Source organism: Tardiphaga sp. 866_E4_N1_4, from assembly GCF_052076075.1.
GTDB lineage: Bacteria > Pseudomonadota > Alphaproteobacteria > Rhizobiales > Xanthobacteraceae > Tardiphaga > Tardiphaga robiniae.
In genome coordinates this window covers 983,039-998,407 of record NZ_CP197242.1, presented here as the reverse complement: position 1 = coordinate 998,407, position 15,369 = coordinate 983,039, and the positions used below count along the sequence as shown (strand labels likewise).

The window sequence follows — 15,369 nt, the reverse complement described above, 5'->3', positions numbered from 1 at the left end:
TCAATATGGCCCCCGCCGCCGGACGTCTCCCGGCAGCACAAAAAACGCGGATCGAGGCGATTGGTTCCAGACTGATCCCAAATGTTTCAGGTCTTGGGAGCCTTGCCGGCCAGATACTGTTCCAGCCAGTGGATGTGGTAGTCGCCCTCGATAATGTCGCTTTCCCGGGCCAGGGCCCGGAACAGCGGCAGGGTCGTCTCGACGCCGTCCACGACGATTTCGTCCAAGGCCCGTCGCAGTCGCATCAGGCATTCCGGCCGGTTCTTGCCGTGGACAATCAGCTTGCCCACCAGCGAGTCGTAATAAGGCGGGATCTTGTAACCCTGATAGACCGCGGAATCGATGCGGACGCCGAGGCCGCCGGGGGCGTGATACTGGGTGATCGTGCCGGGCGACGGCCGGAAGGTTTCCGGGTTCTCGGCATTGATGCGGCACTCAATGGAATGGCCGATGATGTTGACCTCTTCCTGAGTGCAGGGCAGGTCGCCGCCGGCGGCGATGCGGATCTGCTCCAGCACAAGATCGATGTCGGTAATCATCTCGGTGACGGGATGCTCGACCTGGATGCGGGTGTTCATTTCAATGAAATAGAACTCGCCGTCCTCGTAGAGGAATTCGATGGTGCCGACACCGAGATACTGCATGTCCTGCATCGCCTTGGCGCAGATGCCGCCGATCCTGGCGCGCGCTTCCGGTGACAGGATCGGCGAAGGACCTTCTTCCCAGACTTTCTGGTGACGGCGCTGCAGCGAGCAATCGCGCTCGCCGAGATGCAGCGCGCCGCCGCGGCCGTCGCCGAGCACCTGAATTTCGATGTGGCGCGGCTTCTGCAAGTACTTTTCGAGATAGACCGACGCGTCGCCGAACGCAGCCTTGGCCTCGTTCGAGGCAGTGGACAGCGCCATCAGCAGATCGGCTTCAGTCTGCGCGACCTTCATACCACGGCCGCCGCCGCCGGCGGCTGCCTTGACGAGGACCGGGAAGCCGATCTCGCGGGCGATCGCTATGGCATCGTCTTCGGGGCCGACGCCGCCGTCCGAGCCGGGCACCACGGGAATGCCAAGCCGCTTGGCGGTCTTCTTGGCTTCGATCTTGTCGCCCATCAGGCGGATGTGCTCGGCCTTGGGGCCGATGAACTTCAGATTATGGTCGGCGAGGATCTCGGCGAAGCGCGCATTCTCGGACAGGAAGCCGTAACCGGGATGCACCGCATCTGCGCCGGTGATTTCACAGGCGGCGAGCAGCGACGGGATGTTGAGGTAGCTGTCTTTCGACGCCGGCGGGCCGATGCACACGCTCTCGTCGGCGAGGCGCACATGCATGGCGTCGGCGTCCGCTGTTGAATGCACGGCCACGGTCGCGATGCCGAGCTCCTTGCAGGCCCGCAGGATGCGCAATGCGATCTCGCCGCGGTTGGCGATCAGGATTTTCTCGAACATGGCGTTCCGAAGTCAGAGGACGTTGTGGTGTTACTCGATGATGACCAGCGCTTCGCCGTATTCGACCGGCGAGCCGTCTTCGATCAGGATCTGCGTCACGGTACCGGCCCGCGGTGCAGGGATCTGGTTCATGGTCTTCATCGCCTCGATGATGACCAGCGTCTGTCCGGCAGCAACCTTGGCGCCGACTTCGATGAAGGCCGGCTTGCCGGGCTCCGGGGCGCGGTAGACGGTGCCGACCATCGGCGAGGGCACAGCGCCAGGATGCTTGGTCATGTCGGCGGCGGCCGGTGCGGCAGCAGCTGCGGCGACAGGCGCGGGTGCAGCAGCCGGTGCGGGCGCATAAGCCGGCACAGCGGCAGCAACGCTGATGTTACGCGCGACGCGCACGCGCAGACCGGCGCGCTCGACCTCGATCTCGGTGAGGTTGGTTTCATCCAGCAGCAGCGCCAGTTCGCGGATCATGCCGCTATCGTTGCTGGCTTTCGGCGTTGCGGTCTGTGTGTCGTCAGGCTTGCGGGCCATGGGCAATCCAATGTCTGAAGTGAAAGACGAATAATGAGCGAAGCGGGCGCGTCACGCGATGGCGTTGGCACCGATTTTTGCGGCGAGGCCGCTGATCGCAAGGCGATAGCCCTCGATGCCGAAGCCGCAGAGGCTGGCAAAGGCTGCCTTGGCGATGAAGGAATGGTGGCGGAAGCTTTCGCGGGTGTAGACGTTGCTGACATGCACTTCCACAGTTGGAATGCGCACGCCGACAATGGCGTCGTGCAGGGCGATCGATGTGTGCGAATAAGCGCCACCATTGATCACGATGCCGGCCACGTGTTTCTCGCGGGCCTGATGGATATAGCCGATGAGCTCGCTCTCGCTATTGGACTGCCGGCAATCTGCGGTCAGGCCATATTGCGCGGCCGTGGTCACGCACAACTTCTCGACATCGGCCAGAGTTGCATGCCCATAGGTGTCCGGCTCGCGGATTCCCAGCAGGTTGAGGTTGGGGCCGTTGAGCACGTAGATGGTGTTGGTCGTGGTATTGGCCATCGGACATCCCGGGCAATCGCAATGGGCGCGGGTGGGCGCCGGTCTGCGGGGGTTATAGGTAACCTGACTGCAGAGGGGAAGCCTCTAGACCCCCGGTTCCCCCAGCCAAATACCTCACCCAATTCATAAAAAGCCCGATGGAACCTGTGGAAAATGCTTATTAACCAAGGTTAAAGCCGCTGGCGCCATTCCGGCAATCTGCCGGCTCACGACAGGGGCGGAGCGTCCCGGATAGCAAACGGGCGGACCCTTTCGAGCCCGCCCGGGTGTCACATCAGATGCCCCGCCTTATGCGTCGATGACTGCGACGATCTCGAGTGTTCGCGGGTTCACGACGATGATCTCGTTGCGCACCAGGAAGAACTCGTAACCGCGCCAATCCGGATAGACGGTGATGATCTCAGCCGGAAGCGGGTGGAAGCGGACCTCGCGCGGCACACGGGTGCCGACCGAGATCGAGAAGTTCACATTGGTCACCGGCTGGATATTTTGCTGCTTGATGACCGTGGTGACCTTGGTGCGCTGCTCGGTGGTCAGCTTGGCGCCCGCGCCGGCCTGACCGGTGGTCGTGGTCGACTTGGTCTCCGTCGATGTCGACTTGGTGTCGGCACCTGACTTGGAGTCGGTCGACTTGGAATCGGCCTTCATGTCCTTGCTGGCTTTTCCACTGTCACGGGTCGAGTCAGTCGTACGCTTGTCGTCACGCTGCATCTTGTCGTCGGACTGCGTCGACTTCACCGCCGGCTTCTGCTCGGACTTGTTGGTGGTGTCGGTCGCTTCGTCCTTGTTGACTGGTGCGTTGCGTTCGGCCGGCGCAGCACGATCAGCAGCCGCGCCGCCTGCGGGCGCGCTCGTTGCGCCGCTACGTGCAGCACCGCCCGCCGGCGCCTCACGGGTCATTCCGGCACCTCCGGCGCCACCACCCGACGTTGCAGCTCCTGCGCCGCCGGGATTTTGCGCGCTAGCCAAACCCGAACCTGCAATCAGTGCAGCGGCGGCGACGCTCATCAATAAACGGTTGTTCATCTTGGTTCTCCTCGCGATGCATTGCCCGCCGTACAACGGCATTGGCGGAGGGATGTTCCTGAGAAAGTGTAGTTCCATTGCTTTTGTTATGCTTGAGTATACGTCACGCCGCGTCAGGGCTTGATCTTCGTCTTGTAGACTTCATCGCCGTTGTCATCGAGACGACGACCTTCCGGTCACAGTCGCCTGCGATATCAACTGCGATTTGATGAGCAATATTCTTGGCGACATCCCTGGCTTGTGTGTCGTCGCTACAATCCAGACCTACGGGGTCTTCAAGCCGGAAACCATCGACAATCTCGAAATGATATTTTGGCATTGCTCTTTCTCCTCCTCCGTAAAGGGCAATCCACCACCGTTGGGGATGTTCCTACGTCGGAAATGGAATGAAGACGGTCTCAACCGGAACCAAATCGCAGCACGTGCATTGCACCATCGAATAAGGAAAATGCGATGCCAGCCTTTGTGGAGATGATTGTTCAGAAGATTGCAGAAGCGGGGCCGATCGAGAATTCGGTGTCCGATTTCATCGCCGGCGTCCTGGAAAATACGGCAAACAAGCTATCGCGCTTTGAGCAGCGCCCGGATGACAGCGAGACGACAATCGAGGACATCGCGTAACTATCGCTGTAACATTGATCGAGTTTCAAAGAGGCCGGCTGTTACGCAGCCGGCCTCTTTACTATGCGTTCGACGTGGACAGGGCGGCCTCAACGACTAACATCAGGTCATGTCAGTCGGGATCTGCGGAGCTGTGCTTCGATGAGGAACTGGATTGGAGGCATCCTGGCGCTGGTAGTCTTGTCGGCTGTGCCCGCGCTCGGATGGGAGCATTGGGGCGGTGACCCGGGTGGCTCTCGCTTTGCGCCGCTTGAGCAGATCACCTCCGACAATGTCGGCCGCCTGATCGAGGCTTGGCGCTTCCAGACTGGAGATCTCCTGCGTCGCACACCTGCGCAGATGGCGCGCACCAAGTTCGAAGCGACGCCGCTCCTGGTTGAAGACAGCCTCGTCTTCTGTACGCCATTCAACGAGGTGATTGCACTCGATCCTGCTAGCGGTCGGCAGAAGTGGCGTTTTGATGCGCGGGTCGCAGCGGATGTGCGTCCGGCCAATCGATGGGTGTGCCGCGGCGTAGCCTATTGGCGTGACGATCGCGCAGCATCTGGCGCTACCTGTCGCAGCCGCATCTTCATGGGTACCAACGATGCCCGTGTCATTGCGCTGGATGCCGCGACCGGACTGCCATGTGCCGACTTCGGCGCGCAGGGTGAGGTCAAGCTCGACCCGGGAATGCCGCTTGATGGCCCCGGTGAATTTCAGATCACATCGCCGCCGGTGGTCGGGCGCGACGTCGTCGTGGTCGGCTCTGCACTCGCCGACAATCGGCGTGTGAGCGCGCCCAAGGGGACCGTCCGCGCGTTCGATGTGCGCAGCGGCGCGCCGCGATGGTCGTGGGATCCGCTGGTCCATGACGGTATCGAAGCCGGGCACGCCAATGTCTGGGCGCCGATGTCGGCGGATGACGAACGCGGATTGCTGTTTCTGCCCACATCGTCGCCCAGTCCCGATTTCTGGGGCGGCAAGCGGCTCGGCAACAATGCGCACGCCAATTCGGTTGTTGCGCTGAAGATCGACACGGGCGAACTGGTCTGGTCGTTCCAGATCGTGCATCACGATGTCTGGGATTACGACGTGCCGGCGCAGCCGACGCTGGCCCGCATCGATCTTGCTAGCGGTCCGCGCGATGTCGTCATCCAAGCCACCAAGCAGGGCTTCGTGTTTGTGCTGGATCGTACCACCGGCGCGCCGATTTGGCCGGTGGACGAGAGGGCAGTTCCGCAAGGCGGTGTCGAAGGCGAGAGCCTGTCGCCGACGCAGCCGTTTCCGACGCATCTTCCGACACTGGTGCCGCAGCGGATAACGCCGGATGATGCGTTCGGCGTGACATTCTGGGATCGCGGCAAGTGCCGGGATGAACTGGCCAATGGACGTAACGAAGGCCTCTACACGCCACCTGCGACGGGTGCCGGCACCTTGCTGTTTCCGATGACCGGCGGCGGCGTCAATTGGGGCGGTGTTGCCTTCGATCCCGTCAGGCAGGTGCTCTATGCCAACACGAGCCGCGCTGTGCATCGGGTGACGCTGATCGCACGCGCCGAGGCGCAGAACTACAGGCCGCCGGCCGGTGCCGATTTCGGCGCGCAGCGCGGCGCGCTTTTTGCCATGACGCGGGCGCTTGTAACGTCGCCGCTCGGCATGCCCTGCAACAAGCCGCCATGGGGCGCGATGGTTGCGGTGGACCTCAAGGCGGGCAAGGTGCTGTGGGAGTCGAAGGTCGGCACCAGCGAGGACACCGCGCCATTGGGGCTCGCATTGGCCACCGGCATGCCGCTGGTCAATGGTCTGCTGCCGACGCGCGGCGGCGCGATCTTCACCGGCGCGATGGATGCCTACCTGCGTGCGTATGATGCGAAGACCGGCGCCGAACTCTGGCAGGGGCGACTGCCAGTGCCGGGCGTCGCCAATCCGATGACTTACGCCGCGAATGGAGAACAGTATGTGGTCATCGCCGCCGGCGGTCATTCGGAAGTCGGCACTTCGATCGGCGACAGCGTTGTGGCGTTTCGTCTTGCGCGCGACGGAGAGGCGCCGTCGCTGCGCTCGCTTTATATCGATCGTCCCGGCGGCCGACTTCGCGCCGGCGCGATCGTGCTTGGCGCGTTGCTCGTCATGTCTCTTGCCTTTGTTCTAGCCTGGCGTGTTCGGCACAAGGTGCGGGCGTGACTTAAACCCAGCGCTTGTCAGCGGTGAAGTCCACTGTCAGCCAATAGCCGGGGCTGAGCCCGCCCATGGCCAGGGCAATCTCCGCACGGATGGCGTCGAGTTCGGCGAAGGTCTTGCTGATCTCGCCGGACGGTGCCACCAGCCCGATCTCGATGAATTGCTGGCGGCCGGATCGCATCACATGCGAGCTGCAGTCGCTGAAGCCGTGCTTGTACGCGATCGATTGCGCGAGCTCGCGAACCTCCTCGTCGAGATCGCTTGGCGCGACCTGCAGGATGTCGCGCCCGGCATTCCAGATCGTCGAGAGCGGAAACGGCAGCAGGCAGATCGCAACCACCAGCAGGATCAGCGGATCGACCAGCGGTGCATAGGCCGCTGCTGGAGTCTTCGTCATCACCGCTCCGAGCAGGAAGCTGATGCAGACCGCCAGACTGAGTACACCGCCCATAAGCCAGGCACGGGCATCGATGTCGAGCAGTTGCGAGCCGTGTTCGCCGGCCGAGCGGCGGATATAGATGCTCATGCCGAAGCTGATGGCACCCGCCACCGCGGCGAAGATAGCGCCGGGGCCGAATTCGATGGCGCGACCGCCGGTGATCAGTCCGTTGAGACCGTCGATGAAGGCATAGGCGCAGGCGAAGCTGAGCACCGTGCCGTTGATCAGCGCGAGGATCGGTTCAAGGTGCCAGTAGCCATACTGGAAGCGGTCGTCTTCGCCTCTGCTGATCAGTCTTGCGGTCAGCAATGCAACGCCGGTCATGGCTGCGTCGATTAACGTGTAAAAACCGTCGAAGGCGATGGCGCGCGAACTGATGGCGAGCCCGAAAGCGATGCTGGCAAATGAAATGAGAAGCGTGACGTAAATCGAAATCTTCAGGAGCCGCTGCTCCTGTTTGGTATCGGTCAACATTGGGAACTTAGGCGGGGTGTCCGCTGCATCCTTTTACCGTTGGGGATAGGTTACCCTATCACAGATGGCGTTCAGCCGCTTTGACCGCTACCGCAAGATAAATAAAAAACCGGCTGCGATGCAGCCGGTTTGTCATATTTCCGAGATGTTCGTGTCGGTGCAGGCGACGGTATGAATCACCCTGCCGGTGTCTGGGTTTACGAACAGAGCGCCTTGCCACAGCGGGCCTGATTGATCTTCTCCTTCAGCGCGTCTGCGCCGACGGCACCGATGATCACCTGCTTGCCGATGACGTAGCTCGGCGTGCCGTTCATGCCCATGGATTCCGCAAGCTTGAAGTTCTCTTCGATGGTCGCGCGCACTTCCGGGCTGGCCATGTCCTTTTCCAGTCTGGCGACGTCGAGACCTGCTTCCTTGGCCGCTGCCAAGGCGCGGGCCTTGTCGGCCTGGCCGCGGCCGCTCAACAGCTTCTGGTGGAAGTCGAGATACTTCTTGCCGGTCGGGTCCTGCATGCGCACGGCAACAGCAACCTGGGCGGCTTCAACCGAGCCGGGCCCGAGCACCGGGAATTCCTTCAGCACGACCTTGAGCTTCGGATCGTTCTTCATGATGCCGACCATGTCGTCCATGGCGCGCTTGCAGTAGCCGCAATTGTAATCGAAGAACTCGACGAAGGTGACGTCGCCATCCTTGTTGCCGACGACGACACCGCGTGGCGAGTTGAAGATGGTGTTTGCGTTCGCGGCGATCGCAGCCTGATGCTTCTCGGCTTCAGCCTGGGCCTGACGCTTGGTCAGCTCGGCCGAGACCTCTTCGAGGATTTCCGGATGGGTGATCAGGTAGTCCTTGATGATCTTCTGGATCTCGCCGCGCTGGGCGTCATTGAACGTCTGCGCCGATGCAGGCGCGCCGCACAGGGCGAGGGCCACAGCGGCAGAGGCGAGAAGGCGGAACGAAGGCATGGGCAAATTATCCTTTGGAAAAGGCCGAGTCAGAAAGCCACGTGTCATTCGGGAAGCTGCTTAGCATTTTGAGGGCGAAATACGCGTTATTTGTGAAGGCGGTCACGCGCAATTCATCGTGGTGCCGCAGGTCTCAGAAGCCGGAATGGTGGTGATCCGGCCCGGTCATTGCAGTGAGGGCATGCGGTGCCGGCAACGGAGCGCTTCCGATCTCGTCATCGAAGATCGGTGCCAGCGGCGGTGCAGGCTCATAGAGCACGACCCGGTTCTTGCCGCTGTGTTTGGCCTGATACAGGGCGTGATCGGCAGCCGCCATCAGCCGTTCGGGGGAGGCGATGAGGTCGGAGGACCACTGCGCGACGCCGATGGAGGCGGATAGGGTTCTCACTGTGTGTCCGGCATTGCCAAATTGTCGCGGGCAGGCCGCCAGCACACGCCGCGCGATCTCGCCTGCCTGCTGCAGGTCGGTGTCGGGCAACACGATGCAGAACTCGTCGCCGCCGCATCGGGCCAAAGTATCGCCGGGGCGCAACTGATCTTGCGCCGCTTGGGCGAATTGCTTCAGGCAGTCGTCGCCGGCGCTGTGACCGAAGCCATCATTGACCGCCTTGAAGCCGTCGAGGTCGATCGCCAGCAGTGCGTATGGGCGTGCGGTCCGCCGCGCCATCGCACATTCCTCGTCCATCCGCTGCAACAGGCGGCGGCGATTGCCGGCGCCGGTCAGATCGTCGATCAGCGCCAGTTCGGCTGCGTCGCCGCGCAGGCGGTCGATCGCCATCATCAGCAGTCCGTAATTCCATGTCATGGCGAGGAATGCCGCCACCAGCATGAAGCCGGCCTGTACCGCATCGACCGTCACCATGGTCGTCTCGCTGCCGCCCAAATGAAGCAGCGCGGCAATCGCGCGGCAGGCAAAAGCAACAAGCAAGAGAATCGAGAGGTAGCCGGCCATCCGTGCGCCGTGATTGCTGCGCCGATGATCGCGCGACAGTAGCAGTGGTAGCGTCAGCGCTACGGGAACGCCCTGGCTCAGCGAGTAGACGACAACGCGCATCGCATATTCGTCGATGACCAGTCTGAAGAACATGAAGCCGGCGAGGCTCGCGGAAATTACCAGGGCGGTGGCGATCCAGGATGTAGGCCTGTCGTAAAAGCGACGGATGCCGACCTCTGACAGACAGTAAGCGAGAACTGTCATCTGCGCGGCGAACAGCAGGCCGACGGGATTGGGAAACAGCAGGCCGAGAGCAGGGCCGGCCGACGCGCTCAGCGAAGCGGCGCTCCAGTAGCGGGCCGGGACGAAGTTCGGATAGCAGCGTGCGACATAGGCCCAGACGAGACCTGACGACAGGAAGTTGGCGAGCGTGAACCAGAAGATGGTCGTCGTGCTCATCGCCGCAGGTCCCACGTGCGTGTGACGCCGCTGTGTGCGGTTTCGTGATCCGATGGCTGCATTGGTCTCCCCGCCGGACGCGATGAGCGCATCCATTTTCACTAAATGCAGCGAGTTCCGTTAACGGAACCTGACCGCTGCCGGCGAGAAGCTTGGGGTGGTTGTAAAAGGATGAAGATCATATCGGCGTGGACGGCAGGGCTCGGTGAGGCCACGCATCGGTCTGCTGGCGGGCAACCTTTGCCATCGGCCCGCGTCAGCCCTCCCTCGGACGATTTGATATACCCTCCCGTCGGTTGTGCCGGTGGGAGGGACCATGAACGCCAGGCTTGAACGGAAACTGAGGGTCCTCACGACGATTATGGCCGCTGGCGCCGCCGCCGGCGTGGCGTTCAGTGCCACCCACGATCTGCCCATTCTGCCCGGGCTCGTCATCGGATTGGTGATCAGCACGGTTCTGGGCGGCTTCGAAATCATGGTGGCCGATGGTCCGATCCGGATCTGGCTGAGCGGTCGCTCGTTCACCGCCAACCTCCTGATCAAGAGCGCGTTCTGCGCCGTCGTGATTTTGGCCGTGCAATGGTTTCGGCTTGCGGATGTGCTGATCGGGCGGACGGTCGAGATCGCGGAGGATACGTTCTGGTCCAGCCTGGTCTATTCGGTCGTCGTCTCCATCGTCGTCAATCTGGCTTTGGCAATCACCAATCTCGTCGGCGGACGCGCTTTGTTGAACTTCTTCACCGGGCGCTATCACACGCCGGTCGAGGAAGAGCGTTTCGTCTTGTTCGTGGATATTGCGGGCTCAACCAGCCTGGCCGAGCAACTTGGTGGCATCGGTATCCACCGTTTCCTCGATCGGACCTTTCGCCTGCTATCGCTCCCGGTCGTCGACTATCGTGGCGAGGTGCTCGCCTATGTCGGCGACGAGATGATCGTGACCTGGACGAAGCGGGACGGTGCGGTCGATTGCCGTCCGTTGCGCTGCTTCATGGCCATGCGCGACGAACTGGCGCGCATGGCGGGGCAGTTTGAGCGCGAGTTTGGCACGGCGCCCCGCATTCGCGGCAGCCTGCATTTCGGGCCGGTGATCATCGGCGAAATCGGCGACGTCAAACGTGCGATTGTCTTCAATGGCGACGTCATGAACACCGCCTCGCGGCTGGAAGAGCTCAGTCGCGGTGTAGAGGGCGGTTTTGTCGCATCGAAGGCGGCGATGGATTGCTTTGCCTCGGCACCGCCATTCACGGTCAGTGCACTCGGTCATCTTCCCATTCGTGGACGTGTGGATGGAATTGTCGCATTCGGATTGCAGCCGCCGCGCGAAACATAATGAAATAAACGCGCAAACAAATGGCAAATCAACCGTGCAAGAGTTTCCGGACATGGAAACCCGCATGGCCCAGTTTTCAAGCTTCACTTTGATCGTTGCAGAGCTCGCGTGATGCCTCGCGCGACGCTTTCCATTATTTGCACAGCGCTGCTGCTGTCGGCCTGTGCGTCGCTGCCGCGCGCGCCGCTGATCGCAAGCGCGCGCGCGACGATCCCGCAGATTCCGTTGGCCAGGATATCGCCCGACGAAGGCTATCGCATCTTCGCGGGATCGCGGCGCCGTGCCGCACCGCTCACCATCCTTGCCTTGTCCGGCGGCGGCGCTGACGGCTCCTATGGCGCAGGATTCCTGAAAGGCTGGTCCGACTCCGGGCTGCGCCCCGAGTTCGATATCGTCACCGGCTCCAGCGTCGGCGCCCTGATTGCGCCATTCGCGTTTCTCGGCCCGGGCTATGACGGCCGTCTCGAAGCGATCTTCACCAGCGGCGCGACTGAAAATCTGATGCGTATCGCGGGGATCAACGCCGTTGTTGGATCGGGCGTCTTCAAGGCGGGACCGATGAAAGACCTCATCTCAAAATATGCCGATGATCGGATCATCGATGCGGTCGGCGCACGGTATCGCAAGGGCAAGATGCTCATCGTGGCCACCACGAACCTCGACACCCAAGGGACGACGCTCTGGAATATGGGGGAGATCGCAAGCAGCGATAGTCCTGGCCGCTATGAGTTGTTCCGGAATGTTCTCGCTGCGTCGGCCGCTATTCCCGGGATTTTCCCGCCGGCCTTGATCGCCGTCGAGTCCGGCGGAAACATGTATTCCGAGATGCATGTCGATGGCGGCGTGACATCGAATATTCTGGCTGTGCCGGAAAGCGTGTTGACGGCCCATGCGGGATCGCTGGCTACGAAGTCTCGGGTCTTCGTGATCGTTAACGGCAAGCTGTCGCCCGACGCCTCCTATACGTCGGATCTGACGCTTCCGATCGTGGCGCGCTCGTTTCAGACCTCGGTGAAGGCCAATACGCGCAATGCGATGATCGCGACATACGATTTCTGCAAACGCAACAACTGGGATTTCAAAGCAACGGCCATCGACGCGGGCAAGCTCACCACGAGCGATCCAACCAATTTCGATACTGACTATATGAAAGAGCTCTACGCCTACGGTCGTGCCAAGGGCGGTTCGGCCAGTGGATTTCAATCGAACCTGGAAGGGCTGAGGGGGCAGGGTAGCTAGATGTGTCGCATCGCTCCAACAGCGTCCTTGGAACGCTCCCGAATACGGATATCCGTTCGGCGCCTCTGGTCTCGTACAAAAGACATCGCGTTCCTGAGCGTGGAGGTTGCGTATTATCCGTTGCTCGTCTTCGGGATCGCGATGATCCTGTGGTCCGGCTGAACAGGTGTTGCTTACGAAGGATCATTCTTCAGTGATGGTCTGCAGCGGCACCGTGTGGTCGCATGGCGAGCGCGTCGTTCAGGCTGCGACCGACGATACGTTCGCGATATCGATCTCAATGGAAAGCGTCTGCCTTAACCCGTGAGGTTGCCGGTTCTCGATCTCGAGCGTGCCTCCCTGTCGTTCGACAATTTCCTTGGCGATGGCCAGGCCGAGCCCGGCGCCGGGAATTGACTGGCGGCGGGCCGGATCGGCGCGAAAGAACGGTTCGAAGGCACTTGCCAGGAATTGTTCGGGAATGCCGGGACCGTTGTCATCGATCAGGACGACAGCGCGGCGATCGTGAACGCTCAGGCTTACGATGGCGCCGCCGCCATGGGTCGCAGCATTGATGATGAGATTGCGCAGGGCGCGCTTGAGTGCGAGCGGTGAGATCTTGACGCTGCTGTGATCGAGTCCGGCAATTGTCACCGGCATCTTGATCAGGGTGAGTTCGGCGCAAACGTCCCCGACGAGTTCGTCGAGTCTGACGTGTTCGGTTCCTTTTCCGACGGTCTCTTCCCGAACGAGCTGGATGGCGCTGTCGGCAATGTGATCCATTTCATCGAGGTCATGCAGCCACTCCTCACGCTCTCGTTCGTTGAGAAATTCGGCGCGCAGACGCATGCGTGTCATGGGTGTCCGCAAATCGTGCCCCGCGGCAGCTACAAGTCTGATCTTGCTGTCCATCGCTTTTTTCAGACTTGCGCCCATCATGTTCAGTGCCTGAGCGGTTGCCTTGATTTCGATAGACCCTTCTTCTTTGAGCACGGGCAGCACGCCGTTCTTGCCAACGGACATCGCCATGCTCTGCAGCAATTTAAGCTGGTTCGTCGTCTGATGGGCGACCGTAAGAGCAACCCCGATGACGCCAACCGTGATCAGTACCATCCAGCCGGCGAGGCCCCACCACACTTCAGGAGGCGGCGCGTGCTCGCGTATGGGCCAGCTCAGCCAGCCGGGGCCCATCTTGATGGACGCCCATCGTTGGCCATCCGGCGTTTGCTTGACGAAAATGTCGAAATTGGCTTGCGATTTTTGAAATGCTTCCTGCAGAAGCTTGGTCGGCGCTTCCAGAAGCTTTCCCTCGATGGGCGCCGGCTGAAGATGAAAGACTGCATCGTTTCCGCGAAAGGTGATGCTGTTGGAAAATGCAGCGACGCGAGACGTCAATCCGTCACGAAAATCCTTTTCGACCAGCCCGAGTATCATTTGCGACATCACGGCGCTGGCCAGGATCACCACGCAAAGGACCGAGCCCACGAGCATCAAGGAAAATCGAATGCGTATGGAGTTCATGTGTCTGCGCCAATGGTTTCAACGCGTGCCGAGAAAATGTAACCGCCGTTGCGCACGGTTTTGATCAACTGGAAATCATCATTGTCGCCAAGCTTCTTGCGCAACCGGCTCATCAACACGTCGATCGAGCGATCGAATACGTCGTCGGAGCTGCGGTTCGTCAGTTCGATCAACTGATCACGCGAGAGCAGGCGACCCGGCCGTCTGACGAGCACCAGCAGGAGTTCAAATTCGGCTGTTGTGAGATCGAACGGCTGCCCGTTTTCGTCCAGCAACTGCCGCGCGCCGGGATGGAGTTTAAATCTGCCGAAGTGATGCTCGAGTACCTGGGAGAGCTGGATATCCTGCGTCACCTTGCGACGAAGAACCGCGCGGATGCGGGCGAGCAATTCGCGCGGATTGAACGGCTTGCCGAGATAGTCGTCCGCGCCGATTTCGAGGCCGATGATCCGGTCGACATCCTCCTTCAGCGCCGTCAACAGGATGACGGGTATCTCGGAACCCTCCCGCCGAAGATCGCGGCAGATATCGAGCCCCGACCCATCGGGGAGCAGGACATCGAGAACGATCAGGCTGACCTCGTTGGTCTGCAGCGCTTCCTTCATCGTTCGCTGGTCGGAGGCGATGGATACGCGGTAGCCTTGTTCGGTCAGATAGCGTCCCAGCAGTTTTCGTATGGCAAGATCGTCATCGACGATGAGGATGTGAGACATGGTCTGCATTGGGCGGCATCCGGCTCCAGGCGGTTGTTCGTTCAACGTGACTGCTAATGTCGTAGCATAGCTGTCTTGGGCGGAGGGACGGTAATCACTGTCATGCATGTCCGGTCATTCCGTCACCGGCATTGCGTCGTCGTTCCACTCGGGAGGTGCTCCCATTTTCCCGCCGATGAAGGCGGAAACGCCGGTGCGCCCGAAGGCGTCACAGGCGGCGTATTTGGGCTTGCCCCCAAAGGCCGAATTCACGCGCTGCATACTGGGCGTGGACAGCTTCTTGTCGAACGGATTTTCACCGGTAATGAGGAGCTTGCTGAAATCTGCGCCGAACTCGCCCGCCAGGTCGTAGGCATCGCCGGATGCCGCAACGCGCGGCGTGCTCGTCAACATGTCAGCATCGCGGGCCCAGACGAATGCCGCTTTCTGCTGGCCTTGTACGTCGCGGGCTTCCGCCTCGACCGACAGGCCGCCCATGCCGTATGGGATCCGGGGCACGACGATGGGAAAGCCTGCACTGATGAACATAGGTGCGGCGGAGGCAACCTTGGCGGCCCCAGCGACATTCGGGTCGGTGACGGTCACACGCGTCACGGTGACATGCACCGTTAGGTCGGCGGGTTGCCCGGATGGGACCACATTGAAGCGGTCGCTCAGTCCGATACAGACGGAACGGTCGACAGCATTCGCGATGACGCGACGTTGCTTGTCGGTGAGGGCGGCTCGAGATGCGGCATGAGAGAATGACGTGGGTATGATGCTGACACTCCTGGCCGCCAGGACACCGGCCTTGTCGACGCGCATCTTGGACTTGGTAGTGATGCCGTCGGCCGGCGCGAGGTCGTTATACGAGGCGAGAGACCCTGATGTCTCCAGCTGCGCCGTGGCGCATCCAGCGACAGTTGCTGTCAAAGCGTGCAGGCATATCAGTTTCAACACCTGGTTGATGGCGTTCGCACGCATAGAGATGTCCCCCAATAGTCAGGGACACTGCGTACGGAGACAAATTGTCAGCCACATTGCGAA

Annotated in this window: 15 protein-coding genes; 4 read left to right on the top strand and 11 right to left on the bottom strand. The window is 61.2% G+C overall.

Annotated features, from left to right (window positions below; translation table 11 throughout):
• Nucleotides 1-86: 86 nt before the first annotated feature.
• The 5 genes from accC to AB8B20_RS05020 form a co-directional block, all read right to left on the bottom strand.
• On the bottom strand, nt 87-1,439 hold the full coding sequence (gene accC, locus AB8B20_RS05040; protein WP_120289360.1) for an acetyl-CoA carboxylase biotin carboxylase subunit: 1,353 nt from the start codon (nt 1,437-1,439) through the stop codon (nt 87-89).
• Nucleotides 1,440-1,469: 30 nt separating this feature from the next.
• A complete protein-coding gene (accB, locus tag AB8B20_RS05035) occupies nt 1,470-1,964 on the bottom strand; it encodes an acetyl-CoA carboxylase biotin carboxyl carrier protein (RefSeq protein ID WP_089264108.1) in 495 nt (164 codons plus the stop codon).
• 51 nt (nt 1,965-2,015) lie between these two features.
• Nucleotides 2,016-2,483 carry a type II 3-dehydroquinate dehydratase gene (gene aroQ / locus AB8B20_RS05030; RefSeq protein WP_093758393.1) on the bottom strand — a complete coding sequence of 156 codons (468 nt, stop codon included), beginning with the start codon at nt 2,481-2,483 and terminating at the stop codon, nt 2,016-2,018.
• Between the two features lie 288 nt (nt 2,484-2,771).
• Nucleotides 2,772-3,509 carry a DUF1236 domain-containing protein gene (locus tag AB8B20_RS05025; RefSeq protein ID WP_439071841.1) on the bottom strand — a complete coding sequence of 246 codons (738 nt, stop codon included), beginning with the start codon at nt 3,507-3,509 and terminating at the stop codon, nt 2,772-2,774.
• 103 nt (nt 3,510-3,612) lie between these two features.
• Nucleotides 3,613-3,828: a DUF6894 family protein gene (locus tag AB8B20_RS05020; RefSeq protein ID WP_439071840.1), complete on the bottom strand. Its 216-nt coding sequence runs from the start codon at nt 3,826-3,828 to the stop codon at nt 3,613-3,615.
• Between the two features lie 134 nt (nt 3,829-3,962).
• Between AB8B20_RS05020 and AB8B20_RS05015 the strand changes: the two genes are divergently transcribed.
• A complete protein-coding gene (locus tag AB8B20_RS05015; protein ID WP_439071839.1) occupies nt 3,963-4,130 on the top strand; it encodes a hypothetical protein in 168 nt (55 codons plus the stop codon).
• 141 nt (nt 4,131-4,271) lie between these two features.
• Nucleotides 4,272-6,296, top strand: a complete 2,025-nt coding sequence (locus AB8B20_RS05010; RefSeq protein ID WP_439071838.1) for a pyrroloquinoline quinone-dependent dehydrogenase — start codon at nt 4,272-4,274, stop codon at nt 6,294-6,296.
• Nucleotide 6,297: 1 nt separating this feature from the next.
• On the opposite strand, the gene AB8B20_RS05005 is transcribed toward AB8B20_RS05010, so the two are convergent.
• The 3 genes from AB8B20_RS05005 to AB8B20_RS04995 form a co-directional block, all read right to left on the bottom strand.
• Nucleotides 6,298-7,206 carry a cation diffusion facilitator family transporter gene (locus tag AB8B20_RS05005; RefSeq protein ID WP_439071837.1) on the bottom strand — a complete coding sequence of 303 codons (909 nt, stop codon included), beginning with the start codon at nt 7,204-7,206 and terminating at the stop codon, nt 6,298-6,300.
• A 197-nt stretch (nt 7,207-7,403) separates the two neighbouring features.
• Complete coding sequence (locus tag AB8B20_RS05000) at nt 7,404-8,168, bottom strand: DsbA family protein (protein ID WP_439058516.1); 765 nt, start codon at nt 8,166-8,168, stop codon at nt 7,404-7,406.
• Nucleotides 8,169-8,301: 133 nt separating this feature from the next.
• Nucleotides 8,302-9,561 carry a GGDEF domain-containing protein gene (locus AB8B20_RS04995; RefSeq protein WP_439071836.1) on the bottom strand — a complete coding sequence of 420 codons (1,260 nt, stop codon included), beginning with the start codon at nt 9,559-9,561 and terminating at the stop codon, nt 8,302-8,304.
• A gap of 316 nt (nt 9,562-9,877) precedes the next feature.
• Here AB8B20_RS04995 and AB8B20_RS04990 point away from each other — a divergent pair, with 316 nt between their 5' ends.
• Together AB8B20_RS04990 and AB8B20_RS04985 are read left to right on the top strand one after the other, a co-directional pair.
• Nucleotides 9,878-10,891 (top strand): adenylate/guanylate cyclase domain-containing protein, encoded by a 1,014-nt coding sequence (locus AB8B20_RS04990; protein ID WP_439071835.1) that lies wholly within the window; start codon nt 9,878-9,880, stop codon nt 10,889-10,891.
• Between the two features lie 111 nt (nt 10,892-11,002).
• On the top strand, nt 11,003-12,130 hold the full coding sequence (locus AB8B20_RS04985) for a patatin-like phospholipase family protein (protein WP_439071834.1): 1,128 nt from the start codon (nt 11,003-11,005) through the stop codon (nt 12,128-12,130).
• Nucleotides 12,131-12,370: 240 nt separating this feature from the next.
• On the opposite strand, the gene AB8B20_RS04980 is transcribed toward AB8B20_RS04985, so the two are convergent.
• From AB8B20_RS04980 to AB8B20_RS04970, 3 genes are all read right to left on the bottom strand, one after another.
• Complete coding sequence (locus AB8B20_RS04980) at nt 12,371-13,600, bottom strand: ATP-binding protein (RefSeq protein ID WP_439090620.1); 1,230 nt, start codon at nt 13,598-13,600, stop codon at nt 12,371-12,373.
• Between the two features lie 26 nt (nt 13,601-13,626).
• A complete protein-coding gene (locus AB8B20_RS04975; protein ID WP_089264118.1) occupies nt 13,627-14,352 on the bottom strand; it encodes a response regulator in 726 nt (241 codons plus the stop codon).
• A gap of 105 nt (nt 14,353-14,457) precedes the next feature.
• Nucleotides 14,458-15,306 (bottom strand): DUF3313 family protein, encoded by an 849-nt coding sequence (locus AB8B20_RS04970; protein WP_439071831.1) that lies wholly within the window; start codon nt 15,304-15,306, stop codon nt 14,458-14,460.
• Nucleotides 15,307-15,369 lie beyond the last annotated feature (63 nt).